We start from the raw sequence: 26066 nt of genomic DNA on the forward strand, positions 1-26066 counted from the left end.
AGCTCATGTGAATAAAGGCCATAACCCTCAGTTTGAAGCAACCAATTTGCTGACTGTCAATCAAGGCACCTTAGCGATCACTATCATTCCTGTTGTGGATGAAACGGATTGGGTTGTGCCAACGCAATTGATATTAGAGTCAATTCCTTATGATAAGCGTATAAAGAGCTATACTTGGCAGGGTACGACCCTACCTGTGCACCCTTTGTTAAAGAAGTCAGCCAAACCAGATACTCTGATTATTTTGGAGGGGTCTAGTGATGAGCAACGTCTGGGGGTTTTGGTAAAAGGAGCGCTTGCAGAGCAGCGTATCAATATATCTGATATTAAAGATATTGAGCCTGATTCTAAGTTGCTACCTGCTAAACCCTCTGACTACGCTTTTCAGTTTGTGGCAATCAATCAGCATGTTTATCTTGTACCTGACTTACCAAAGCTTGTGGATCAGATAACTAATAAGTCAAAATAGCGCCAGGGCGTGTGGAACATTCGACCCTGAGTTAGATAGATTATTTTATACAAAAGGTATAAGTTAATAGGAAGCTCGTAATTAACTTGTTCACTAACGATATATTGGTGGCTTATGTCAATGAATTCAGATGAGAATACTAATTATAGTAAGGTAGGAATTTCAAGACCTACGATATGGTCTAGATCAGTTAAGATTTTTCATTGGGGTAGTGTTTTACTTTTAATAGTGATTTGGGGGATGATAACGCTTCATGAAAACTCAGATGGAGACACTTTTATCCAGCTTCACAAAGCCTTTGGGGTCAGTTTATTTCTTTGGATGATAGCTAGGGTGATAAGCCGAGTGATTACCCCTACGCCTCTCAATCTTCCAATGCCGAAGTGGCAGACTAGGATATCTCAAATAACCCATATTATCTTATACGTTTTGCTGTTTGCGATGCCCTTATCTGGTATTTTAATGTCCTGGTATGGAGGTCATAGTATTAATATGTTTGGGTTGTTTGAATTACCAAGTGTATTAGCAAGTGATCGCACTCAAGCTCGTTTTTTTAATGATTTACATACCGAAATTTTTTGGCCTTCCTTATTAATATTTACAGGATTGCATATTTTAGCCGCTCTACAGCACCAGTTTATTAAAAGAGACAATATCATCTCTAGAATAAAGTAATATAGTCAGCGAACTAATTAACGGTTACATCGTTAGCCTCGTTAAGCCTACTCCAGTAGTGCTAGTACTCGGTTGCCTTGTAACCATTTTAACTTCTTTGACTATACTATCTTCGACACCTGCTTATAGAGTCTGACTTCTGATTGTCTTGGTGTTTTAATACCCAGTTTTTTAAACACTCAATTTTTTAAATACCCAATAAATACAAAAAAGCGCTGTCAATCCCTGACAGCGCTTTTTAAATTTATTTATCGCAAGCTAAGTAATATTAGATCGAATACGGTCTTACCAGTGTAATGTACCAGTAGCGTTATTTGCTTTCTGGTAAGTTGATATTCATTTCTAATACATCCAGGTTGTCTTCATGACGATGATTAATATTCACATCGTCAATTTGAACCCCATTCACATACTTATTAACCACTTCTAAAATTTCACGTTTCATTTTCTCAATACGATCAGTGGTTAAACGTGAGTTTAAACGGTTTTCACTGGCAACAATGACTTTAAGCCGCTCAGTAGCTGTATTAGCACTACCTGAGCTTTTAGTCTCTGTGCCAAACAGACTACCCCAAAAACCTTTTTTTCTCGACATCTTTAACCCCCAAACCAGCGTTGTAAGAAACTTTTCTTCTTAACATCAATGTGACGTAATGGTCTTTGTTCGCCCAAGAAGCGTGCAACGATATCATCGTAACATTGACCAGCAATAGAGTCTGGGTAATGAATGACAGGCTCACCATGATTGGAAGCTTCAAGTACGGTATTGCTCTCAGGGACAACACCCAGTAAAGGCACTTTTAGAATATCATTTGAGATAGTATCAATATCCATCATCTCTTTTGCGGCAGCACGTTCAGGATTGTAGCGGTTTATAACCAAATGCTCTCGTACACTACCTGTACCTTCTTCCGCTTTCTTAGTACGGCTTTGAAGAACGCCTATAATGCGATCTGAGTCACGAACTGAGGATATCTCTGGGTTAGTAACGATAATAGCTTCATCTGCATGATACATGGCAAGCTGAGCGCCACGCTCGATACCAGCTGGCGAGTCACAGATAATATAATCGAACTGCTTAGACAGCTCTTCCATGACTTCGGCCACACCCTCATCAGTCAGGGCATCTTTATCACGCGTTTGACTGGCAGGAAGAATAAATAAGTTATCTAACTGCTTGTCTTTTACCAACGCCTGCGATAAGCGGGCATTACCTAAAATGACGTCAACGAAATCATAAACGATACGGTTTTCACAACCCATCAATAAATCTAGATTGCGTAACCCAACATCGAAGTCGATGACGACTGTTTTATAACCACGTAATGCTAAGCCTGCGGCAAATGAAGCACTGGTCGTAGTTTTACCGACGCCGCCTTTACCAGAGGTAATTACAACGATCTTTGCCACTATGGCATACTCCTATAAATCTAAAAAAGGGACAATAAGTTCCTACAACTATATTAAAGCTAGGTGCAACGTTGACTAAATACACCTGTTGACCCTGAAAAGATTCAACAGCGATAGTCAAAAATCAACGAATATTTATGCACCAAAAAAAGTCAAATTTTTATATCATTAGATTATCACAGATGATGGTAAAGTAACAGTATTCGCTTTATGATAAGTGCATATCAGTAAAATTAATGATTAGCTTAACACCCTAGATAATTAAGAAAATGTTGATATTGGCTTAATAGACGTCTGTGATCTCAATAGCATTTAATGTCCTTATTAAAAGAATACTGAATTTTATCTTTCATCTTAGTCCTTATTGAAAGGCTCTGATTCAATTGTTATTGAGTATTTCAAATACCAGCCCTTGACCTTCCACAAACCTAACTTGAACCGGTTTATCGATCATATCTTTTGGGATGCTATCATTTAAGCAGTAGGTGCCTGCGACAGACACTAACGAGGGATTGAAGCGTTGGCAAAATATTCTGGCATCTTTATCACCTGTTGCACCCGCTACCAAACGACCCTGAGCGCGTCCATAAATGTGTAAGCTGTTGTCTGTTATAGCTTCCGCCCCGTTATTGACACTATTGGTCAATACTAAATCACCACCAACATGGTTGATACTTTGACCGGAGCGTAGCATTTGATCATAAAAAACGGTAGTCATCGTTTCAGTATCGTCCTCAATAGTGCTATCTTCAATTAAGACACTATTGTCAACTAAAGCATTATTACCACCCGAGTCATTTTGAGGTTGACCAGCAGTAACCGTATTACCATTAGGGTGGTCAACACTTTCATTAGTGTCGACTGGGTCTGCGACTGATACAGAGGTTTGAGTTGCTGCGGAATTGTGTGCTCTTTTAGTGGGGCGAATACGTTCGATTCGCTTACCGTCCCCAGGGAAAATAGCAAGCCTTAACGTTTTGGCGGCCTCATCTAAAATACCAGTCATTACCCCTATGGGTTGTAGTCCCCATGACCAAAAAAGCTCTACCAAAGCAGCTAAATCTTGTTCTATATCTGATTCAATGATAACCGGGATTTGACTGCTTTTACTGCTTAAGTTTGCTGCAAGGTATTCTTCAATTTGCTTAAGCTCAGCTGTTTGCAACTTTATGCGTGTAAAAGCGAGCATCTTGCCATACATTTTTAATGCAGGAATAGCATCGTTCGAGGCTGTCATAAAAAATCCTTAGAATAAGCGACGCAAAGTTATGAATAAGTATAGTTATTAATTATGATTTTAACAGGTCTGCATCAGAACAGCTCTAAGTTAAAGATGCAGGTATTCTTGGTGTTTCCATTGTTGAACTTTAACCTGTTGTTCAAATGCGGTCAATCCGTCATTGACAATACTTTCGACAAGGTTTTCAAGCTCAGGGTTATTGAGGTCAATATTCGCTATAGTGTTCGCAACCTCATCAATAATAACATCTGTTATTTCAGTTTGGGTTAAATGTGACAACAAGCGTTTAGTGATGTTCTCGCCAATATTTTGACTAATAACGTGAATTTGACTCTCAATTAAGCCCCCTGCAATAGGAATCATACGCAAATATCGGCGTAACTCTGGCGTATTATTTAACGCTTCTTGAACCGCTAAGCCAACTTGGACTGATAGCTCTTTAGAGGCATCACTATGAGCCAGCTTAACCAATTGCGGAGAAAGCTCTTGTTTTAGCATCGAGGAGAGCATCGACTGGATGTTAAGACGGTTTTTATTCAGCGTGTCTTCGATAAAGCGCTGGTTCGCCTGTTCATCAGCAAACTGCTGACGCAAATTGTCCGTAGCAGTCAAGATGACACGGTCTGATAACTCTTCAAATGCAACATCATAATAAAACTTCCCGGTCTTAATCCAGCTCTTTGGTAAAACCTGATAGCCCATTTGATACAGTTTGCGGCCGATAAAAAAGGCACGTAACAGACGAAAGGCGCGAAACTGAGGAAAACAACCAATAACTTCATACCAATGGGCAAAGGGGAAAAAGAACCAACGGCTATACTCTTTAGATACAATAGATAGCAACCAACGAAATACCAACTCTGTGATCAAAAATATAGTAAAGAATCCGCCTAACACTCTAAGAGGTTGATGAATATTTTGGGTATAGTAATTATAAGAGTGCGTTAAACTTAACCAGTCGGCGAGCTGAGCGGCAAACTTGCTCATCAGTAATAGATCAATACCTATAATAGATAAATCAACAATAATAACTAACAGCATAATAATATCGTAAAACAATGACAGTCTGGTTGCTGTTTTATGTTTTGACGGGTTTGAATAAGCAGTTGGTACGTTATTAGGGCTGCCCTGATCCTGAGTATGCTCAGGGGTATCTTTTAAGTCTGTCATGCGGTTGCAAAGCCTATAAGTTGAGTTGACCTTAAATAAGGTTCAGTTGACTTTTAATCCTGATTTTAACTGATGAATTCAGCTTCTATATGCCATTACGCCATCATGAAGACACAAAGTTACAAAGGCTTTGGCGAATTTTCAAAATCTGCAAGCATGCGATCAATTTGCTCGTCTTTTTGACGCCAAATCTCATCTAACCATGCGTACATGGTCTGCTTCATATCGTCATCATTGTTATAATCACCTTCTTCGATAGAGGTAAATAACGATTGTGGGATATCAATACGTTGCATATGCACCCCTAGCCGTTTTACATCTCCTTTCCATAAATCACCATAAGAAGGGCTACCATCAGGGTACACGATGGTCATATCCAAGATACCATCAATTTGAGGACCAAGCGCTTGAATAGCAAGGGATATACCGCCTGCTTTAGGTTTTAATAAGTTCTTATAAGGCGATTTTTGGGCATCACGCTTTTCAGGAGTGAAGCGCGTCCCTTCGAGATAGTTGAGTAAGGCAAAAGGTTTGTCTTTTAGAAGTTCACAGGCTCGTTTTGCTTCCAAAATATCGCGATTTTTTAACTCTGGATTTTTAGCAATTTCTTCCTTAGTGTGACGTTTCATCATTGGGAAGTCTAAAAAGTAAAAGGCTTGACCGACGACAGGAATATAGATTAGGTTAAATTTGGTAAAAAATCGAGTCAACGGCAGTCGATCTTGGCTAATATATTGTACGATAGTGGTATCTACCCAAGATAAGTGGTTGCTAATAAGTAGATATTGCTTATCTTGTTCAAGGTCATCAGGGATGTCAATACGCCAGTCGCGCTCAGGCAATACGCTGTCTATCAGTTTGTTATTCGTCCCAATCCAATGCTTAGCAATTTTGATAACGTTGCTATCAGCCACATTTGAGCCCGTCATTACTTTGGTCATGCCAAGCATCCATAATGGCCCACCAAATGTAAAGGTGTTGGCACCTATAACCCCTGCTGCTGTAGTAAATGAGGCCACTTTCCCTATTGATGGGGCTTTAGTATGTAGTTTTTGATAGATGTTTTTTATTTTACTTTTCATAATTTAGACCGAAGTGATTAGTAGTTATTAGAATCAAGCATCGAGGTGATTAAGTATTATAGAGCTGATGCCTATGGCTATATTAAGATTAAGCTAGTGATGTATTGACCTAGGAGTATCATCAAATAGATAAGAGCTTAGTTAGATAACGGAATTTGCTTTACAATGCGTTAACTTATACTTAATGAGACTAACATTAATATAGGGCAGTACAAGATGACATTTCTGATTATCTTTTTAAATACCAACTCATATGGCTAATAGGTTTTACTGTAAATAGACGACACTGTTAAATAGAAATTACTATGAGCATTCTTATTTAATTTTTCTGTTTACGATTGTAAACCAGAGACTGCAGAAATGACAACGATAAAACGTAAATTTAGAACGTTATTTTGATTATGAAAATAATTTACTATATTTGCTTAAGAAGAAGAGTAATATTTATGAGTGAGTTATAGGAATGCATTCAATAAAGAAAATTTGGAATACGGTATTTGGAATAATACGGTATTTGGAATAATACAGTATTTGGAATAATACAGTATTTGTAATAAAGTATTAAGAGGGTTAACACTGTGATATGAATACTACATATAATACAGCAAACTGACAATTTATTACATAATTGATAGATGCAAAATGTATATATTAGGCATAATAACCTATGAAACATTTGCTAACTTTATTAAGAGAAACTTTCTATTATACTATGTGATATACAAGTATTAGACAGAATAGTATTTGATTTGAAAGTATACGATTCGAAGATATTTTATAAAGTAGCATTTTCTATATATAGTTTTGTATGAATACAATGTTATAGAAATAGTGTTTAAATTTATGGACTTAAATTGAGGAATTTATTATGAAAAACCAACTTATGATTACTGCTTTGGCTTCTTCTTTGGCGTTAGCCGGTTGTGCGACTGATCCTGCAACAGGTCAACAATCTATTAATAAAGGTGTATTAGGTGCTCTAGGTGGTGCGGTTGCAGGTGCCGGTATTTCTAAGGCAACTGGTGGTGAGCATACTGGTCGTGATGCAGCGATTGGTGCTGCACTTGGTGGTGCTGTTGGCTTGTATATGGAAAAGCAAGAAAAACAGTTAAAACAGCAAATGGAAGGTACAGGCGTAGAAGTCAACCGCAACCCAACAACGGGTGACATTGACCTTGTTATGCCAGGTAATATTACATTCGCTCATGACAGTACTAACATTAATTCATCGTTTTATAATACGTTGAATAAGCTAGCTACCACGATGAACCAATATGACCAAACGACATTAGATATTGCCGGTCATACTGATAGCACAGGTAATGCCTCTTATAACCAAGGTCTTTCTGAGCGCCGTGCCCAAGCAGTTGCAAGTTATCTAGTTAACCGTGGCGTTTCAAGATATCGTATCCGAACTATGGGTTATGGTCAAAACCAACCTATTGGTAACAACAATACTGAGCAAGGTAGACAGCAAAACCGTCGTGTGGAAATTAAAATCAACGCTCCTCAAAACTTAAACTAATATAAGTCATTGTTAATTTAAGTTCTTTTTAATCCTCCTTGTCTTTAAAATAAGCCAGTCATGACTGGCTTATTTTTTTACCTAAAATTTGCCTAAATGTTAAGTTATTTACTTTTTGTATTGATAATGGTTATCAATACCACTATAATTCTTAATTAATAATGAAAGGTTGCTTTTGTAACTCTCTAGAACTTTTAATTCAATAGACCGATTTGAGATCCCAAATTATCACGACGCAGAACTAAAACTTAATTAGAGAATAATTTATGGCTTTAATAACACAGAAAAACTTGATCAAATTCAAACTAACCACTGCATTAATAGCTACAGTCATCGGGACAATAACGTTAACAGGTTGCTCAAAAGAGGACACAGAGCAAGCTGATGATACCACCAATGCTAAAGTCGCCACTACTGCCAATGATGCTGAGCGTACTACAGCCAGTGAAGGTGATCAAGCTTCTGTCGATAAACTACTGACCAGTTATGCTGATATGGCATTGGCCTCTTATGAAGATTCATTAAATGAAGCAAAAAAACTACAAGCTGCGATAGATACCTTTGTAGATGACCCCACTGAAGCCAACTTAGAAGCAGCAAAAGCCGCTTATAAAGCAGCCCGTCAGCCTTATTCGCAAACCGAGGTATTCCGCTTTGATGAAGGGTTTGTGACTGCCAATGATAACCGAGAGATAGGTAGTGTTGATGGTTGGGAAGGTCAAGTTAATGCTTGGCCGTTAGACGAAGCTTTGATTGACTATGTGTCAGAAGGTTACGCGGGTGAATATAATAGTAAAGATAATATTATAAATTCAGACCATATTACAGTGGGTAGCATTGAACAAGACACCAGCGAGATTACCCCAGAATTACTGGCCGACATGAATGAAATTGGCGGTAGTGAAGCAAATGTGACCACTGGCTACCATGCCATAGAGTTTTTATTATGGGGTCAGGATACTAACGGTGTTGGCGAAGGTGCTGGTAATCGCCCCGTAAGCGATTATATGGAAGATGACCAATGTACCAGTGGTGTGGGCAATCCGAGTGATGATGATATCTGTGAAAGACGTGGCGATTATCTTGAGGCAGCAGCCCAACTATTGGTTGATGATCTGAGCGACATGGTGGCACAGTGGCAACCCAATTCAGAAAATACATTGCGTAGTGATTTGATGGCGCGTAGTAGTGACAATGCGGTGCGTCAGATTTTTTATCAAATGGGGAGTTTGGCACTTGGAGAGCTTGCCTCAGAGCGTATGCAGGTTGCTTTTGTTACTGGCTCTACCGAAGATGAGCATGAGTGTTTCAGTGACTTGACGCATCTCAGCTATGCAAATAATGCGCGTGGTATCGATAACGTATTCAACGGTCAGTATAAGACCGTTTCAGGGTCAACAGTCGGCGATTATGGCATTAAACAGTTTTTAATAGATGCGGGACAAACAGACGCCGCTGACAAGCTAGACGCTGAGTTTAAAAAAGTTGCATCAAGCTTTGATACCATAGTGACTCAAGGTGAAGAGAACGGCATTAAAGTCGATCAAATGATTGCAACAGTTGGTCAAGCGAGCAAGCAAGGTGTTACTGCGGATGACCAAAATAAACGACGTGGCTGGGTTGAGTCTGCTATTAATGATCTAAAGTCTTTGACAGATGCTATCGAGTATTCAGCAAAAAGCATTGGTATAGAAAACTTAGATGCGGATACCGGTTCGCAGTTTTAAGCCTAAATAGATTTAATTCAAGTTTGATGGCTTATATTCAATATCAATAGAGGATTTCTATACAGGTCCCGAATTAACCTAGAATATTTATGAGCTGTCTTATCCAGTTATCTCGTCTAACATTCTCGTCTAACATTATAAAATAGACACGTTACCAGTGGTTATCTGGTAACGTGTTTTGCTTTGTCAGTTACCCTTTTTAAAATTGACCAGTGTCATTTGAGGACTCATTATGAAACACCGTCATTTACCAAGCTCAAGCTTTAGCCGAGTTTCAAATCGTGTCTATAAAGCGACTGTAGAAGAGTTGAATTCAAATGAAGTAGGAAGACTAAGCACGTTAAGGCTAAAAAAGCATAGATTGACTCAAGTTCTAGGGGTATCGCTCATTGGCTTTACCTTATTAGGTATGAGTGGCTGTCAGCAACCGGCAGATGACACTGACAAAGAAGCATCAAAGAAGTCGCAATCTCAAAAAGATCAGAGTGAACGAACACAGATTATCGAAGCATTGGCAGGTGTGCCTTTGACCCAGCTAGCTACTTTTGACCCGCAGGAAATCAAGCAAGGGGGAGAGACGGGTATCGCCATTACCTCGGCTGAAAGCTACTCTAAGCCCTCGTCAAATATTACCGCCTCACGAAAAGGCGATTTCTTTATTGGCAATGCTTTTTTTAAGCAGCCTTGGGTAGTCGCTCCTGCCAGCACTGATAGTCGAGATGGGTTAGGGGCGTTATTTAACGTCGCCGCTTGCCAGTCTTGTCATATAAAAGATGGGCGCGGGCATGCGCCGATGACTGCAGACGATAATGCGGACAGTTTACTGATACGATTAGCAATGCCGGCGACCACACCTGAGCAAATCGATGCTTTGAATAACTCGCAAATTGAAAAGGTAATACACCCGGTCTATGGTGGTCAACTGCAAGATAGAGGTATTCAAGGAGTGCCTGCTGAAGCCAAAATATCGGTCAAATGGACACAGGTACCGGTGACGTTTGCCGATGGTCATGTGGTCACCCTGCGTCGACCCAATTTTCAATTAAAAAACCCAGGATATGGTTCTTTTAGTCAAGAGCTTATGCTATCTCCCCGTGTGGCATTGCCGATGATAGGGTTGGGCCTTCTTGAGTATATTCCTGATGAGGCGATTAAGCGTCAAGCAGATGCAGAGGATAAAAATAAAGACGGCATCAGTGGCAAATATAATGTGGTTTTAGATCCTCAAACTGGTAAGCAGGCATTGGGCAGGTTTGGCTGGAAAGCTGGTCAGACTCGCCTTTTTACTCAAAATATGAGCGCCTTTAACGAAGATATGGGACTGACATCACGTATACGTCCTATAGAGTCCTGTACTAAAAATCAACCCCAGTGTCTTAAAGCACCGACAGGGGCTGATGATCAAGGCGATGGCAAGTCACCCGTTGAGGTCAGTGATGATGTGGCAAAATTTGTTGAATTTTATACCAAAAATTTAGCAGTTCCTGATCGGCGAGATGCTAACGATGCAACAGTATTAGCAGGTAAGAAACGTTTCTTTGATATCGGTTGTCAGGACTGCCATACACCGCGTTATCAATTACCAAAAGGCAACGATGACAATTTAGAACAGCAAGGTCAGATCATTTATCCTTATACTGATTTATTATTACATGATATGGGTGAGGAATTGGCAGATCGTACCATTGCCGGGATACTTGCTCCTAAAGACGCTAAGGTTGAGTTTTTAGCGACCTCATATGAGTGGCGAACGCCTGCACTTTGGGGTACAGGGTTGGCGCAAACGGTAGATTCGCAAGCGACATTTTTACACGATGGGCGAGCGCGAACCCTGATGGAAGCTGTGCTTTGGCATGGTGGCGAAGCTGAGGCTCATAAGAAAAAAGTTTTACAGTTAGATGAGCAAGGTCGCACGGAATTAGAGGCTTTTTTGAATTCACTATAGGGTCTGTTGAACATTCAAATATTAGGACTGCTGATAGCTACCAATTTATCAAAGCAGTTTTCCAAACTAGGCGTAAACCGACGATAATGTCTAGACCTTAGCTAGGTTTATAACAACGTTTGGGGCAATTTTAGCATCAGCCCTGCGGGGCGGGGCTGTTTTTTGCCAATATATTGTGAAATTTTCTAACTTAGAATGACTAAGCGTCAAAAATTTCCCTGCATATTGCCTAAAAAACAGCCTCCGCCAGTTCCACATTTGAATGTTAAACAGACCCTAATTAATTCGAACCACTTTTTAGTGCAATATTAACTGTATGTCGTATTATAATAGAGTCAACTAGGGCAAGACGTATAAACAAAATGAGAATAATATGAAAAAACACCAACTCGCTGCAATGGTGCTATCCGCACTCAGTGCAGGTATTTTAATCAGCTGTAGCAAGCCAAATGAAGATGGACAAAAAACAGCAAACGAACAAGAAGTCGAAAACACAACGATCGCGGCTAAAAGCGACACCGACACTCAGACCGATACTCAGTCAGACAGTACAGGTAATGCAGCTGCGATTGATGCTATCGATATTTCCCCTGAGACAGCACACCGCTATATTACTGGAGTGACTGAAACGCAAATTTTACCAGCTTATCAACAAATTTCTGAACAAAGCCGAACGTTAAATAGTTTAGCAACGCAGTACTGTCAAGCCAATAATAGTGGTTTAAAAGGCGATAAACTTAATGAACTGCGTGGACAATGGTTAGAGTTAGCAAAGGCATGGGCACAGGCAGAAATCATCAACTTTGGTCCAGCGATGGACAGCATGAGTAATCTGTATATCAATTACTATCCTGATGAACGTGGACTAGTCCATCAAGGCGTCATTGATCTTATCGATGCCAATCCTAACTTAACCGCTGATGAGCTAGCGGCAGAAAGTGCCATTGTCCAAGGTATTCCAGGGCTCGAAGAAGTATTATATGCCAACGAGTCACTAACTCCGGCTCAGTGTAACTATATTGTTAGCGCCAGTGGCGCCTTGGCGAATAGGTTGACTGATATAGAAAACGCGTGGGATAACTCGGCAGAAGAATTAATGGGTATAAGTCAAGCCGATAGCAAAGAAGGCAACAAAGAAGCTAGCAAAGCAGATAGCAAAGTCGGTTTAAGCCGTTGGATCAATTCAGTACTATCTTTGATTGAAACTACCAAGAGTACCTCACTCGATCAGCCTTTGGGAATAACAGGCAATAAAAAAGGCCATCTACCAGCACAAGCGGCAGGGCAGAGTCGAGAAATAATTACGGCAAAAGTAGCCGCGTTAAACAAAGCTTTAACCGACCCAGCATTGGTAGCCATTCTCTCAGAAGGAGGGCAAGATACCTTAGCTGATAAGATGTCGTCAATATTGGCAGAGATTTCAACCTTATTGGCACAAATGCCACAAGATCTGACTGACGCTACCCCTGACACTCAGAAACAATTGTATGATAAATTTGCCGAGCTTACGAGACTGGTTAAACGTCAATTGATGCCAACACTCGGTGTGCAGGTAGGCTTTAATAGTACGGATGGTGATTAATGTTGAGATCAGATATGTCCTCATTCATTTTTAAGCCAAGCAGTCAGGGGAAATGTTTTACTGATCCCAACGACGACAGTACGTTGGCGACGGGTCTACAAACCATCTTAAAAACCGTTGGGCTGGCAAGTTTGGGAACGCTTGCCTTAGTGGGATCGCATCATCTGGGCCGCAAACAAGCTAATCCTGATGCGCGTCTGCGCGATTATATCGAGGGGCTGGGATCTGCCCTACAGCGTGCTCAACAGCGCGTTCAAAATAGTACACCTACTAAACACACTAAACCTGCTCAGAAAACTCAGTCTGTAAACCAGCATCAGTCTGCTACACCTTCTGATGCTGATAGTACAAGCAGTTCCCCTGATAGTATAAAGACAGCTTATTGGATAAGTGGCGTTGCAGATTTAAAGAATAATACTTTTGCCGTTGTTGCTATTGATAGTCATCGCCAAATTATTTGGCAGACGCTTATGCCAGAGCGGGTGCATGATATTTTAATACAGCCGCTTAGCATCTCCCATTCAAATTCTCAGACTACTTCTAAGTATCATACTTATAAGAGGAACGTTCAGGCGGGCAGTACGCAGGTAGTGGTGATGGGTCGCCGCCCGAGTGACAGCTTTTGGGTTTTGGACAGTCATAGTGGAGACGTCATTTATCACATAAAATCTGAGCCTAATCGTCATTTTTATGGTCATGCTTGTTATAGTTTAGCGGGCGATTTGTTATACGTCACAGAAAATAATACGTTAGATTTTAGTGGTATTATTGGCGTTTATGAGGTAGCGACAGGCTATAAAAAAATTGACGAGTTTGCCACCCATGGTATTGGCCCACATGAACTGCTGATGCATACTGACAGTGAGACATTGGTGGTAGCAAATGGGGGAATTAAGACCGAACGTGCCTCAAGGCAAGAGCTAAATTTAGACAGTATGCAGCCGTCGCTGGTTTATCTTAATCGTCATAATGGCACATTGTTGCAACAAATATATCCTGAGCATAATCAAATGAGTGTGCGTCATTTAGCGATGCATGATAATGGGACAGTGGTGATCGGTATTCAGTTCCAAGGTGAGCGTCATTTGAGTGTGCCCTTGGTACTGACTCATCGTCGAGGAGAGTCAAAGCTAACGGCAATGCAGCTAGATAAAGCGGACACCAAGGGCTGGCATCGGTTCCACCATTATATTGCTAGTGTCGCTGTCGACTCTGATCATAATCTAGTTTGTGCGACCAGTCCGATAGGGGGCTGTGCCGCTATTTTTGATTTAACCACCGGTAAAATGCTGGTGGCAACTGAGCTTGCAGACTGTGCCGGTGTGGCCAATTGGCCTAACGCTACAAGAGGATCGTTCCCATCGGAAAATGATAGCGCACGTTTTTTAGTCAGTGATGGACAAGGGTATTTGACTCAGTTAAGTCTTAATCAGACAAGCTCTTTTAAGTTAGATGTCGATAAATTGCATCTGCCCTATGCGTTTGACAATCATTTAAACGCCTTAGAGTTATAAGGATGTTTTTAAATAAGGTATGAGATGTTATTTGACTGTAAGTCTGCTAAACATAATAATGAGGCAACCAGTGTCTACCAAGCCCTCGAGTCTTTATTAAATGAAGCAGATATCAAGCTTGTGGTAACGCGTAAGCGGGTAAAAAATATTAACTTTCGTCTAAAGCCCAATCTTTTATCTGTATCTGCTCCTAACCATGCCACTACAAGTGACATTGTGACCGCAATCTCTCATCGTATTGACTGGGCCATAAATCACCATGCGACCTTGTTAAAACGTCAGCGTTTAAAAAAGCAATATGGGGTGCAAAACGGTGACTCTCAAAAGGGCTATAACAATAACACCCTACTTCCGGTAACACTTTGGGGCAACCCTCAAGGTTTGGTTATGGGTGAGCAAGAAAGGATTCGCTGGTATCGACAAGAGCTACAAAATGTCATGCCTGAGTTGTTTGCAAAATGGCAACCCATCGTCGGTGCAACGGCCAATGAAACGCGTATTAAAAAAATGAAAACCCGTTGGGGCAGCTGCAATACCAGAGCTAAGCGGGTTTGGCTCTCTGTATATCTGCCAGCCTATCCGTTAGCCTGTACTGAATATGTTATCGTACACGAGTTGTGTCATTTGCATCATGCCAATCATAGCCCTGCATTTTGGGGTGAAGTAAAGCGTTCTATGCCCGACTATAAATATTGGCATGATATGCTGGCGGGTAAATCAGGGATTGTGGATTAAAGGGGATTAGATCGAACAGAGGAACCAAGGTATTGTGAATAGGGTTTATATATCCTGCTTTAAAAACAATTCTTAATTTAAAAGTTGCTGAATTTCATGATCAATATTTTGACGTGCCCGTTGTTCGTATTTATCAAAAAATTCTTTTGAGAAATAAAGCCTGTCTCTTTCCAAAAATTTATTCAAAATTGCTGAACGCTCTTTCTTATAGACTACTAATGGAATATGCTGATATTCCGAACGCACTTGGGTCGCATACTTATTATAAACCTTCCATTTAGCGCCCAAAATAGCCAAATCCATGTCTAAAAAATACCGCGCATCGTCTAGAGCTATCTCAAGTCCGCACTTCGATTGTTTTTGATGACTCTCCCCATTATTACCATCATCAATATTGCAACAAGATTGAGGGTTATGCGCTAATTCATTAGGATTTAGTAGTTGATGAGACGTCGTCATCATAATGAGCGACTCTACTTGGCGAATTAAAGAGGGTGGCAAGTAACTTCTCAGTTGCTGTTTAAAATAATCCGCACTCTGCTGTTCATTATTATTCAAAGTAGGTTGATAAATGATATCGTGATACCAAATGGCCAGTTCGACAACGACTGTATTATGTAGTAAAGGCTTAACCTCATCAAAATGGTCAAACATCTGCATTAAATGGTCTAGCGTATGATAATGACGATGAGGCTGAGTATAGTGAGAATAAATATCTTCCCATAATGAATGTATATCGGCCTCTAAAGCATTTAAATTCTCTAAATCACTCAAAAGATTAAAATCATTATCATTAGACTGAGCCAAACGCGTAAAGAGTCCATAGTAACGGTCTTTTAGCCTCTCAATGGAGCGCGATTGGTTATCTGGATACTGAGGGAGCGTATCTACAATTGAGGTAGAGAACAGCGTCGTTGTTTTATTATTAGATGCCATGGCTAAAAGACAATTAATTTGTAAAATACATTAGAATATGGTTTACAAAATACTGGAGCGTTAAGAAGCATTTTGTTGATCACACTTCTCTAAAGCAGTTTTAAAAATATTACCCAATAGATTAATGTCATCGACGCGGGCATAATTCAAGCGTGTGACAAAGGCAATACGGCGATGAGGTCCTTTTTCAGATAAGGGAACAGTCGCAACATCATTGGTTTGATGATGCACTTGTTTTAAAGCCATTTCTGGAATTAAGGTAGTTCCCATACCCGCGAGAGCCATTTGAATAAGCGTATTAAGGCTAGCATCTGAAAAATTAGACTTATAATCATCGCGATCAAATGAGCAGACCGTCAACGCTTGATCGGTCAAACAATGTCCTTCCCCTAATAGCATTAAGTTGGTACTACCAAGCTGATCTGCACTGATGGTTTCTAACTTGGCAAAGGGGTTGTCACTTGGGAAAATCGCAAAGAAGTCCTCTTCCCAAAATTCAAACGTATGCAGTCCTTCGACAGGATAGGGCAGTGCGATAATAGCGGTATCGATATGTCCATAACGTACTTGCTCTAGCAAACGTTCGGTTTGTTGCTCTACGATGGTCATACGAAAGTTAGGATATTGTGCTTTTAACTCAGGCAACACTTTGGGGAGTAAATACGGTGCAATGGTCGGAATCATACCGACTGACATAGGATAAGCCAGCGGTGTTTGGTGACTATGAGCGCGGGTGGTTAAGTCGTTGATCTCAGAAAATACCCGCTGAGCGCGCGTTAAGATTTCCTCGCCAATAGGTGTAATAAGCACCTGCTTATTATTACGCTCAAAGATCTGAGTATCGAGCTGCTTTTCAAGCTCGGCAATACCTAAGCTTAAGGCAGATTGTGAAATATTGCATTCTTCAGCGGCACGTTTAAAGTGGCGATGTTTAGCGACAGCAAGGGCAAATTCTAATTGTCTTAAAGTAATCATTAAGTCTCTCTTATCTATTAAATATTTTTCATTTATAATTTTGGTAGCACACTGTACTATTTATCGTTGTACAAAATATTATCGTTGTACGTTATATTGCTATAGCATATATTGCTTTAAGAAATATTAACCATTAAGTAAGTAGCTATTTAAGCACCTATTTGATTAAGCACATATTTGAGCATTTTGAGAGTGAGCAACTGTTATCATAACAGGTGCGAAATATATTGGTCTACGTTTTGTTAAACAAAACATCATATTATAATCTTTAAATTAGATTAAAGATTATAGATTGCTATAATAAGACTCGTAGTTAACGAGATCACTTGATTAAAGTCAAGTTGTGAGTGGTTAAATCAAATTGTTGCTAGTTAAGTAGCCATAGCTGCCATATCTAATATTCAAGTCATAACAACTAAAGCCAGAATATCCTATTGATCAGTTATTGTTATGCCTTTTATCCATGATTTTTTCAATGCAAGGCTACATAAATTAACCATCGACCATCACAATCAACCACGTCATAGAATTGCAATACCGCTATGATAGGTTAGACTTTGATAAGCAATTAGCAAAAGTCCATTAATAATATAATTACGAACAGTCTTTTGTAGTATGCAAGAAGCTAAATTCAATTAAACCCACAAAAAAAGGAGCCTTAATGATGGCATCTATTATCAATCAAACTATCCCTGAATTTACGACTGAAGCTTTCGTAAATGGTGAATTCAAGACCATTTCTTCTGATGATGTGAAAGGTAAATGGGCTATCTTCATGTTCTACCCACATGACTTTACATTCGTATGCCCAACAGAACTTGAAGATATGGCAAACCATTACGAAGAGCTTAAAGGTTTAGGCGTAGAAGTTTACGCAGTATCTACTGACTCTCATTTTGTACATAAAGCATGGCACGATTCTTCTGAAGCAATCGGCAAAGTGACTTACCCAATGTTAGGTGATGGTACTGGTAATATCGCTCGTGGCTTCAATGTATTAATCGAAGAAGAGCATGCTGCTTTACGTGGTTCATTCTTAGTTGATCCAGATGGCGTTGTTAAAGTTGCTGAGATCCATGACTTAGGTATCGGCCGTAGCGCTAAAGATATGGTACGTAAAGTTAAAGCTGCTCAGTATGTTCGTGACAACGACGGTGAAGTTTGCCCAGCAGCTTGGGAACAAGGTCAAAACACTCTTAAGCCAAGCCTAGACCTAGTTGGTAAAATCTAAGGTGACGTTTAACTTAGATACTATAACTTAATAATACTTTAACTTAATAATGAGGTGTATATAAATATCAGCTATTTAAGCTAACTTAATATATACCTTTTTAGGCAGTTATCAAAAGCCCCGCTAATTTACTTAGCGGGGCTTTTTATATGTTAAATATTTGAATGTTGCTTTAAAACACACTTAAAGCTAACATCTAAAAAAGCAACAGAGTATAAACTGAATCTCTATAAATCAATATCAACGGTGTTGCTAGGTTTATTACTGATTTTCTTAGTGTCGATATCTTTTGATACCTCTAAGATGGTGGTCTCATTGCTCTTATCTAAGTATTTCTGAGCTTTGTCGACTTCGTTAGTCAAAGTATCAACCGTTTGCTTCATATTATCCAGCGCTTGCACCTTGTAAGCGCTAATCATATCCATCGTCTCATAGACATTGTTAAATGCATTTTGAAGCTTGTCCAGCTCAATAGTACTACTGGTTGCCTGCTCGTGAATTTCAGTAGATTGACGCTTCATCATGGCAGAGGTAGATTCAATCAAGCTACTGGTCGTTTTATTAAGCGCGCTGATTTGATCTAATACCAGTTTTTGATTGGTCATGGCTTGAGCAACCACGACTGCCGTACGTAATGCGGAAACCGTCGTTGTCGTCGCACGATCGACACCTTTGATCAGTTCTAGGTTATTTTTACGAATGGTATCAAGTGCTAGATAACCTTGAATATTGACTGCTAATTGAGTCAAGAAGTCTGTGTTTTTTTGGCGCACATAAAACAACATCTCTTCTTTAATAATACGTGCCTTTTCAGGATCTGTCGCTTCAATCTCGTAGACCTTTTTCTCTAGCTGCTCGTCAATCTTTTTGCCCACATAGACATACTGACGAATAGACTCCATCAAGTTCCACATATTGACTTTTTCTTGCTCAATCATAGCATTGTCTTTCATGAGCTCATCTTTACCGTTATAAAGACTGGTTACCACCGCATTAATATGTGATTGAGACGATTCGTATTCACGAAAGTAATCTTGAACTTTATTACCAAAGGGAATCAGACCAAACAGTTTGCGTGAGCTTGTTAGCTGTTTTTTACTTGGGTCTAAATCTTCGACAATGCCGCGTAGCTCGGTTAAGGATTTGGCAATAGGGGAGTCATCAAATAAGCCCTTACTTAAACTTTTGGAAGGCAGCTCTAACATACGGTTAGACACTTGAGCTGACTCACGTATTTCCTTATTACCAAGATTATGTATTGACTGGACTTTCTGCTTAAATTCATCACTTTGCACAGAGCTTGTTAAGACATTATCAATAAAGGCGTCAACTTTTGCATCGAGCTCAGGGATATCACTAGGATCAAGTTTAACCATTTGATCCGCTTCAGTGACAGGGACTTCCTTAACTGCTTCTGGCGGCGTCAAACTGATTGCGGGCGCTTTTGCATTTTCAGGAGGCGTTAATTCTTGCATATGGTTATCCTTATAAATTGAGCAATTAAATTAAGCAATGTTTTGGCTTAAAGGTTGAATGAATGTTTTCGAAACAATAAAGAGGTTGTATTTTAAATAGTACAAGAAAGTAGACTATGATGATATTAAATAAAAGTAACTTTATTTTGAACGTGATTTAGCGTTTGGTTTAGAGCGTGATTGAAAATTTGGTTTAGGACTTGTTGCACATATAAAGAGTGCTTTTAAGTTTGATGAGCACTTTTTAACGTGGAAAAAAACCACCAATCCGCTACTGCAAATTGGTGGTACGCGATTATTACTATATAGAGTGTATAACAAATCACAACATGACGCTGTCTACATGACACATTGTCAAATTAGACATACCACATTGATTATTTCTTACGAGTTGGGCCAAGTAGCATGCCCATTTGACGGCCTTCCATTTTTGGATGTTGCTCGACATTTGAGATGTCAGCTGTATCTTCAATAATACGCTCAAGTTGCTGACGACCAAGGTCTTGGTGAGCCATCTCACGACCACGGAAGCGAATGGTTACTTTCACTTTGTCCTGGTCTTCTAAGAAGCTGATAATTTTACGCAGTTTAACTTGGTAATCTGCTTCCTCAGTACTTGGACGTAGCTTCATCTCTTTAAGCTGGGTTTGCTTTTGGTTTTTCTTAGCCTCTTTCGCCTTTTGTTTTTGGTCATACAAGTAACGCTTGTAGTCCATCACTTTACACACAGGCGGCTGGGCATCTGGTACCAATTCAACCAAATCTAGATTGTCATCACGAGCCGCTTTTAGGGCAGTATCGATATCGACAATACCCATCTGTTCGCCATCTTCTTTTACTAAGCGAACTTCTTTTTGCTGAATCTCTTCGTTGATGTTCAAACGGTTTGACTGTTTAATAGGTAATACTCCTCATCAGTTTTAGGTTTTATAGTCTTTATTATTAACGCCATTAGCACGCTAACCTTGTTCAAAGCAGCAGTTCACTCTTTTCACAAGGTTGGCATATAGCATTAAAAGTTAAAGACTATTGTCGTCCCTTTTGGGCGACTGCTTTCTGTATTAATTCAATAAAGTCCGTCACAGACATAACACCTAGGTTCTCGCCTTCACGAGTACGCACGTTAACCTGTCCTGACTCAACTTCTTTATCCCCCAATACTAGCATATAGGGGATACGCTCTAATGTTCTTTCTCGTATCTTAAATCCTATCTTCTCATTACGCAAGTCACTAATAGCCCGCAGACCTGCATTTTTTAGTTCTGACACGACATTGTCACAGGCTTCCGCTTGTTTATCAGTGATGTTCATCACTACCACTTGTTGAGGAGATAGCCATACCGGCATCCAACCTGCATAATGCTCGATAAGCATACCCAAGAAGCGCTCAAAGGATCCTAAAATAGCGCGGTGCAACATAACTGGTGTATCCCGTTCGCCTTGCTCATTAATATAATGGGCCTCTAAACGGTTTGGTAAATTAAAGTCCAATTGCAGCGTACCACATTGCCAGACTCGGCCAATAGAGTCGCGTAAGCTAAACTCAATTTTCGGACCATAGAATGCGCCTTCGCCTTCTTGTAGTTCCCAATCAAGGTTAGCCGCATCAAGAGCATCGGCTAACGCTTTTTCAGCCTCATCCCAAAGCTCGTCTGCACCCACACGTTTTTCAGGTCGCGTCGACAGCTTCATTTCGATATTATCAAAGCCGAAGTCTTTATAAACGTCCAAGGTCAGCTTAATAAAGTCAGATGCCTCTTTACCGATCTGCTGATTGGTACAAAAAATGTGCGCATCATCTTGTGTAAAGCCGCGAACCCGCATAATACCATGCAAGGCACCTGATGGCTCATTACGATGGCACGAACCAAACTCTGCCAAGCGTAACGGCAAATCACGATAAGAGCGTAACCCTTGATTAAAGACTTGCACATGGCAAGGGCAGTTCATAGGCTTAATGGCATAATCACGATTTTCACTATGGGTGGTAAACATATTTTCAGCATAGTTTTCCCAGTGTCCAGATTTTTCCCACAAGCTTCTATCCACAATTTGCGGTGTCTTAATCTCTTGGTAGCCATTATCCTGCTGAACTTTTCGCATATACTGTTCAAGTACCTGATAGATGGTCCAGCCATTTGGATGCCAAAAGACCATGCCAGGCGCTTGCTCTTGCAAATGAAACAGGTCTAATGCCTTACCAATCTTACGGTGGTCACGTTTTTCAGCTTCTTCAATACGTTCAATATAGGCTTTTAGATCTTTTTTATCCGCCCATGCAGTACCATAAATACGTTGGAGCTGTTCGTTTTTAGCATCGCCGCGCCAGTAAGCGCCACTCATTTTAGTCAACTTAAATACTTTTAAGAAGCGCGTATTTGGCACATGAGGACCACGGCACATATCCACATATTCTTGGTGGAAGTATAAGCCAAATTCTTTTTCCTCTGGCATGTCATTGATAAGCTTTAACTTATAATCCTCACCACGCTCTTCAAAGATCTTAATCGCCTCATCACGTGGCGTCATCTTTTTGATCACATCATAATTTTGCTTAATAAGTTCTGCCATGCGTTTTTCAATCGCCGACATATCATCAGGGGTAAAGGGCGTTTCACTATAGATATCATAATAAAAGCCTTCTTCAATCACCGGGCCGATGACCATTTTCACATCTGGGTACAACTGCTTCACCGCATGACCGAGCAAATGCGCACAAGAGTGACGAATAATATCCACACCGTCGGCATCTTTTGGGGTCACAATTTCAACTTTAGCGTCATGGGTGATTGGGTCACTTGCATCGACAAGCTGACCATCCACACGTCCTGCAACCGTCGCCTTAGCGAGGCCTGGGCCGATGCTTTCAGCCACTTGCATGACCGAAGTTTCACCTTCAAACTCTTTGACACTGCCATCAGGCAAAGTAATTGCAACCATAATCTAAAATCCAAATTATTTATACTATAAATTAAAAATTCATCACCCTTATAATTGTGACGAAAATAACAAACACAACCATTAAAACAGAAAAACCGACCTCAAAGCCAGTTTATAAGTCGTTATTCATCCTATTATAAAGGATTTTGTATTCGTTTTTATAGCTATTCCTGCTTTTCGCTACTATCTACATGAGTGAATGACACGGTGGCTAACGTTTGGCAAGTCTCTTGCTTCGCGAGCCTAGCCAAACTAAGCCATCGTACCTCATTCACTCATGCAGTATATCCGCTGCAATCAGGGCTAGCGGCAACATCATGTTCTTGCTACTATCGTCTGTGTTAGAAAGATTATCTTATTGGAAAAGACGGACTAGAGTTAAGCGCTCATTTAGAATAATTAGCAAATTAAATAGCACATAACAACTAAAACCAATGGTTTAGTTGTTTAGAAGGGGGTGGGATGTTTTGTTAAGTACACAAAGAAAAGAGCTGATTTTAAAGGTCATATGGTTTCTAGTGATGGCAGGCGTCATGTATTGCAGAATATATGACTACCTTTCAAGATATGAAGCGTTAGCCCTTTTTGTCATCTATACCTTAGTACATGTACTTGTTATTGAAAGGCTGGTACTTGGTAAAATAAAGATAGCAAATAAGAAGTGAAGTAGAACAAGAAGAGCCGTAACGAGAAGAGTAATAAAAAACAGCTATTAGCTAGGTTGCATAGGACCTAGCGTCAGATACATATTATAGTCTCTAACACTAGCCTCTAAAATACGTAGCGTGTGGTGTAGTGCAACGAAACCCACGTTTAAGATTACAAATTAAAGCGTATATCTTAATTAAAAAAGGGATGTCTTAATTAAATGTTGACGTTAACCATTATCTATATATAGATAAACTAGAATTCGATGAGCGGGTAGTTAATATGATGTTTACCTTTTGGATATCTCAGATCAAAACAATACTCAATTTTTGCTGAAATAATTCTCCCACCCCCTTGACCAAACTCAAAAACTATATATACTACGCCACCTGTTCAAGAAAACTTATACAGTTAACTAGCTTATAGTGAACAAACATCATTTAGACAGTTAAAAATGAATGAAGTTTGAAGAAAATCAAAATAACTAAAAAATAACTGTAAAACACTCTTGACACACAAATTAAAGCGTCTATAATACGCACCTCATTAAGGGAAACGACGTTAAGAACTGAAAGCGAAAGCAGAAGTTTAAAACCGAGATAACTTATTGAAAGAATTTAAAATGCAGTAAATAAAAGGTTGACAGATATCATAATAATGATATACTTGATAACCCGATAAGTAAGAGAGGCAATTAACCTATCTTACCTATTGCATAACTTACCTTGGACGACAAGATAAGTCAACTATTTAAAAGCTAAAATCAAAGAACAACTTGTGTGGATTTTTGCTGATTTAGGATGCTGAGAAATTAAAGTTGGGGTTTACTCTATTCGGGTAGACGACTAACTATAAAAATTATCATTCTTTAGAAGCAGAAAAACTCGAAGTTAATTCATTATATGAAACATACGAAAAGCAATTTGCTAGTAAAAGAATGAGCCAAGTTTAGAAGCTTCTTTAAAGAGCTTCATAGCAAGATTAAACTGAAGAGTTTGATCATGGCTCAGATTGAACGCTGGCGGCAGGCTTAACACATGCAAGTCGAGCGGAAACGATGATAGCTTGCTATCAGGCGTCGAGCGGCGGACGGGTGAGTAATACTTAGGAATCTGCCCAGTAGTGGGGGATAGCACGGGGAAACTCGTATTAATACCGCATACACCCTACGGGGAAAAGGGGGCACTTTGTGCTCTCGCTATTGGATGAGCCTAAGTCGGATTAGCTAGTTGGTGGGGTAAAGGCCTACCAAGGCGACGATCTGTAGCTGGTCTGAGAGGATGATCAGCCACACCGGAACTGAGACACGGTCCGGACTCCTACGGGAGGCAGCAGTGGGGAATATTGGACAATGGGGGCAACCCTGATCCAGCCATGCCGCGTGTGTGAAGAAGGCCTTTTGGTTGTAAAGCACTTTAAGCAGTGAAGAAGACCATATGGTTAATACCCATATGCGATGACATTAGCTGCAGAATAAGCACCGGCTAACTCTGTGCCAGCAGCCGCGGTAATACAGAGGGTGCAAGCGTTAATCGGAATTACTGGGCGTAAAGCGAGCGTAGGTGGCTTAATAAGTCAGATGTGAAATCCCCGGGCTTAACCTGGGAACTGCATCTGATACTGTTGGGCTAGAGTAGGTGAGAGGGAGGTAGAATTTCAGGTGTAGCGGTGAAATGCGTAGAGATCTGAAGGAATACCGATGGCGAAGGCAGCCTCCTGGCATCATACTGACACTGAGGTTCGAAAGCGTGGGTAGCAAACAGGATTAGATACCCTGGTAGTCCACGCCGTAAACGATGTCTACTAGTCGTTGGGGGACTTGATCCCTTAGTGACGCAGCTAACGCAATAAGTAGACCGCCTGGGGAGTACGGCCGCAAGGTTAAAACTCAAATGAATTGACGGGGGCCCGCACAAGCGGTGGAGCATGTGGTTTAATTCGATGCAACGCGAAGAACCTTACCTGGTCTTGACATATCTAGAATCTTGTAGAGATACGAGAGTGCCTTCGGGAATTAGAATACAGGTGCTGCATGGCTGTCGTCAGCTCGTGTCGTGAGATGTTGGGTTAAGTCCCGCAACGAGCGCAACCCTTTTCCTTAGTTACCAGCGGTTAGGCCGGGGACTCTAAGGATACTGCCAGTGACAAACTGGAGGAAGGCGGGGACGACGTCAAGTCATCATGGCCCTTACGACCAGGGCTACACACGTGCTACAATGGTAGGTACAGAGGGTAGCTACACAGCGATGTGATGCGAATCTCAAAAAGCCTATCGTAGTCCGGATTGGAGTCTGCAACTCGACTCCATGAAGTCGGAATCGCTAGTAATCGCGGATCAGAATGCCGCGGTGAATACGTTCCCGGGCCTTGTACACACCGCCCGTCACACCATGGGAGTTGATTGCACCAGAAGTGGGTAGCCTAACCGTAAGGGAGGCGCTCACCACGGTGTGGTCGATGACTGGGGTGAAGTCGTAACAAGGTAGCCGTAGGGGAACCTGCGGCTGGATCACCTCCTTATTGACGCATCCGGTCAGCAAGAATTCACAACAAGTTGTTCTTTGGTTTTAGTAAGCTTTAGCTGTAAACGAGCAGATGCTAGTAGGCAGAACGATTAGAAAATCCCCTTTAAGGGATTTTCTCTTGCGAAGCTAAAATTGCACTTATTGTTTTATAGCTTACTGAGGTGTTGAGTTATTTGAAAATTCTATTTAAAGAATTTTCCTTGCGCTCGGGATGAAGCAGTGCTTCATCTAAATCCTCGCTCAGGGTCTGTAGCTCAGCTGG

The 26066-nt window shown here is 40.5% G+C and carries 19 protein-coding genes and 1 rRNA gene; 10 read left to right on the forward strand and 10 right to left on the reverse strand.

Annotated elements, in window-relative coordinates:
- The first annotated feature begins 7 nt into the window (after window positions 1-7).
- Both AC2SLT_RS12265 and AC2SLT_RS12270 read left to right on the forward strand, forming a co-directional pair.
- Window positions 8-469 carry a hypothetical protein gene (locus AC2SLT_RS12265; protein ID WP_486547935.1) on the forward strand — a complete coding sequence of 154 codons (462 nt, stop codon included), beginning with the start codon at window positions 8-10 and terminating at the stop codon, window positions 467-469.
- Window positions 470-583: 114 nt separating this feature from the next.
- Window positions 584-1144, forward strand: a complete 561-nt coding sequence (locus tag AC2SLT_RS12270; RefSeq protein ID WP_486547936.1) for a cytochrome b — start codon at window positions 584-586, stop codon at window positions 1142-1144.
- A 310-nt stretch (window positions 1145-1454) separates the two neighbouring features.
- Here AC2SLT_RS12270 and minE read toward each other — a convergent pair whose 3' ends face one another.
- The 5 genes from minE to AC2SLT_RS12295 form a co-directional block, all read right to left on the reverse strand.
- Entirely contained in the window at window positions 1455-1739 is a 285-nt protein-coding gene (minE, locus tag AC2SLT_RS12275; RefSeq protein WP_486547937.1) for a cell division topological specificity factor MinE, read from the reverse strand.
- A gap of 2 nt (window positions 1740-1741) precedes the next feature.
- Complete coding sequence (gene minD, locus AC2SLT_RS12280) at window positions 1742-2554, reverse strand: septum site-determining protein MinD (protein WP_486547938.1); 813 nt, start codon at window positions 2552-2554, stop codon at window positions 1742-1744.
- Window positions 2555-2933: 379 nt separating this feature from the next.
- Window positions 2934-3791, reverse strand: coding sequence for a septum site-determining protein MinC (gene minC / locus AC2SLT_RS12285; RefSeq protein ID WP_486547939.1), 858 nt, complete (start codon window positions 3789-3791; stop codon window positions 2934-2936).
- Window positions 3792-3881: 90 nt separating this feature from the next.
- Window positions 3882-4964: a hypothetical protein gene (locus tag AC2SLT_RS12290; protein WP_486547940.1), complete on the reverse strand. Its 1083-nt coding sequence runs from the start codon at window positions 4962-4964 to the stop codon at window positions 3882-3884.
- A 119-nt stretch (window positions 4965-5083) separates the two neighbouring features.
- Window positions 5084-6046, reverse strand: coding sequence for an acyltransferase (locus tag AC2SLT_RS12295; protein ID WP_486547941.1), 963 nt, complete (start codon window positions 6044-6046; stop codon window positions 5084-5086).
- Between the two features lie 868 nt (window positions 6047-6914).
- On the opposite strand from AC2SLT_RS12295, the gene AC2SLT_RS12300 reads away from it, so the two are divergent.
- From AC2SLT_RS12300 to AC2SLT_RS12325, 6 genes are all read left to right on the forward strand, one after another.
- Window positions 6915-7571: a YiaD family glycine zipper/OmpA-like lipoprotein gene (locus tag AC2SLT_RS12300; protein WP_486547942.1), complete on the forward strand. Its 657-nt coding sequence runs from the start codon at window positions 6915-6917 to the stop codon at window positions 7569-7571.
- 266 nt (window positions 7572-7837) lie between these two features.
- A complete protein-coding gene (locus AC2SLT_RS12305; protein WP_486547943.1) occupies window positions 7838-9298 on the forward strand; it encodes an imelysin family protein in 1461 nt (486 codons plus the stop codon).
- A gap of 232 nt (window positions 9299-9530) precedes the next feature.
- A complete protein-coding gene (locus AC2SLT_RS12310; RefSeq protein WP_486547944.1) occupies window positions 9531-11243 on the forward strand; it encodes a di-heme oxidoreductase family protein in 1713 nt (570 codons plus the stop codon).
- Window positions 11244-11616: 373 nt separating this feature from the next.
- Window positions 11617-12825, forward strand: coding sequence for an imelysin family protein (locus tag AC2SLT_RS12315; protein WP_486547945.1), 1209 nt, complete (start codon window positions 11617-11619; stop codon window positions 12823-12825).
- Between the two features lie 14 nt (window positions 12826-12839).
- Entirely contained in the window at window positions 12840-14339 is a 1500-nt protein-coding gene (locus AC2SLT_RS12320) for a DUF1513 domain-containing protein (protein WP_486547946.1), read from the forward strand.
- A 24-nt stretch (window positions 14340-14363) separates the two neighbouring features.
- The gene (locus tag AC2SLT_RS12325; RefSeq protein WP_486547947.1) at window positions 14364-15074 is read left to right on the forward strand and encodes a M48 family metallopeptidase; all 711 of its coding nucleotides are present in this window, start codon (window positions 14364-14366) and stop codon (window positions 15072-15074) included.
- Window positions 15075-15146: 72 nt separating this feature from the next.
- Here the strand turns inward: AC2SLT_RS12325 and AC2SLT_RS12330 are convergent, their stop codons facing one another.
- Both AC2SLT_RS12330 and AC2SLT_RS12335 read right to left on the reverse strand, forming a co-directional pair.
- Complete coding sequence (locus tag AC2SLT_RS12330; RefSeq protein WP_486547948.1) at window positions 15147-16010, reverse strand: HD domain-containing protein; 864 nt, start codon at window positions 16008-16010, stop codon at window positions 15147-15149.
- Window positions 16011-16070: 60 nt separating this feature from the next.
- Complete coding sequence (locus AC2SLT_RS12335) at window positions 16071-16985, reverse strand: hydrogen peroxide-inducible genes activator (protein ID WP_486547949.1); 915 nt, start codon at window positions 16983-16985, stop codon at window positions 16071-16073.
- A 664-nt stretch (window positions 16986-17649) separates the two neighbouring features.
- On the opposite strand from AC2SLT_RS12335, the gene ahpC reads away from it, so the two are divergent.
- A complete protein-coding gene (gene ahpC, locus AC2SLT_RS12340; RefSeq protein WP_486547956.1) occupies window positions 17650-18216 on the forward strand; it encodes an alkyl hydroperoxide reductase subunit C in 567 nt (188 codons plus the stop codon).
- A 227-nt stretch (window positions 18217-18443) separates the two neighbouring features.
- Here the strand turns inward: ahpC and AC2SLT_RS12345 are convergent, their stop codons facing one another.
- The 3 genes from AC2SLT_RS12345 to thrS form a co-directional block, all read right to left on the reverse strand.
- On the reverse strand, window positions 18444-19691 hold the full coding sequence (locus AC2SLT_RS12345) for a toxic anion resistance protein (protein ID WP_486547950.1): 1248 nt from the start codon (window positions 19689-19691) through the stop codon (window positions 18444-18446).
- 377 nt (window positions 19692-20068) lie between these two features.
- Window positions 20069-20572, reverse strand: a complete 504-nt coding sequence (gene infC / locus AC2SLT_RS12350; RefSeq protein ID WP_486547951.1) for a translation initiation factor IF-3 — start codon at window positions 20570-20572, stop codon at window positions 20069-20071.
- 145 nt (window positions 20573-20717) lie between these two features.
- Entirely contained in the window at window positions 20718-22631 is a 1914-nt protein-coding gene (gene thrS, locus AC2SLT_RS12355; RefSeq protein WP_486547952.1) for a threonine--tRNA ligase, read from the reverse strand.
- A 1631-nt stretch (window positions 22632-24262) separates the two neighbouring features.
- On the opposite strand from thrS, the gene AC2SLT_RS12360 reads away from it, so the two are divergent.
- A 16S ribosomal RNA gene (locus AC2SLT_RS12360) occupies window positions 24263-25799 on the forward strand.
- Window positions 25800-26066 lie beyond the last annotated feature (267 nt).

Source organism: Psychrobacter sp. CX18, from assembly GCF_057396215.1.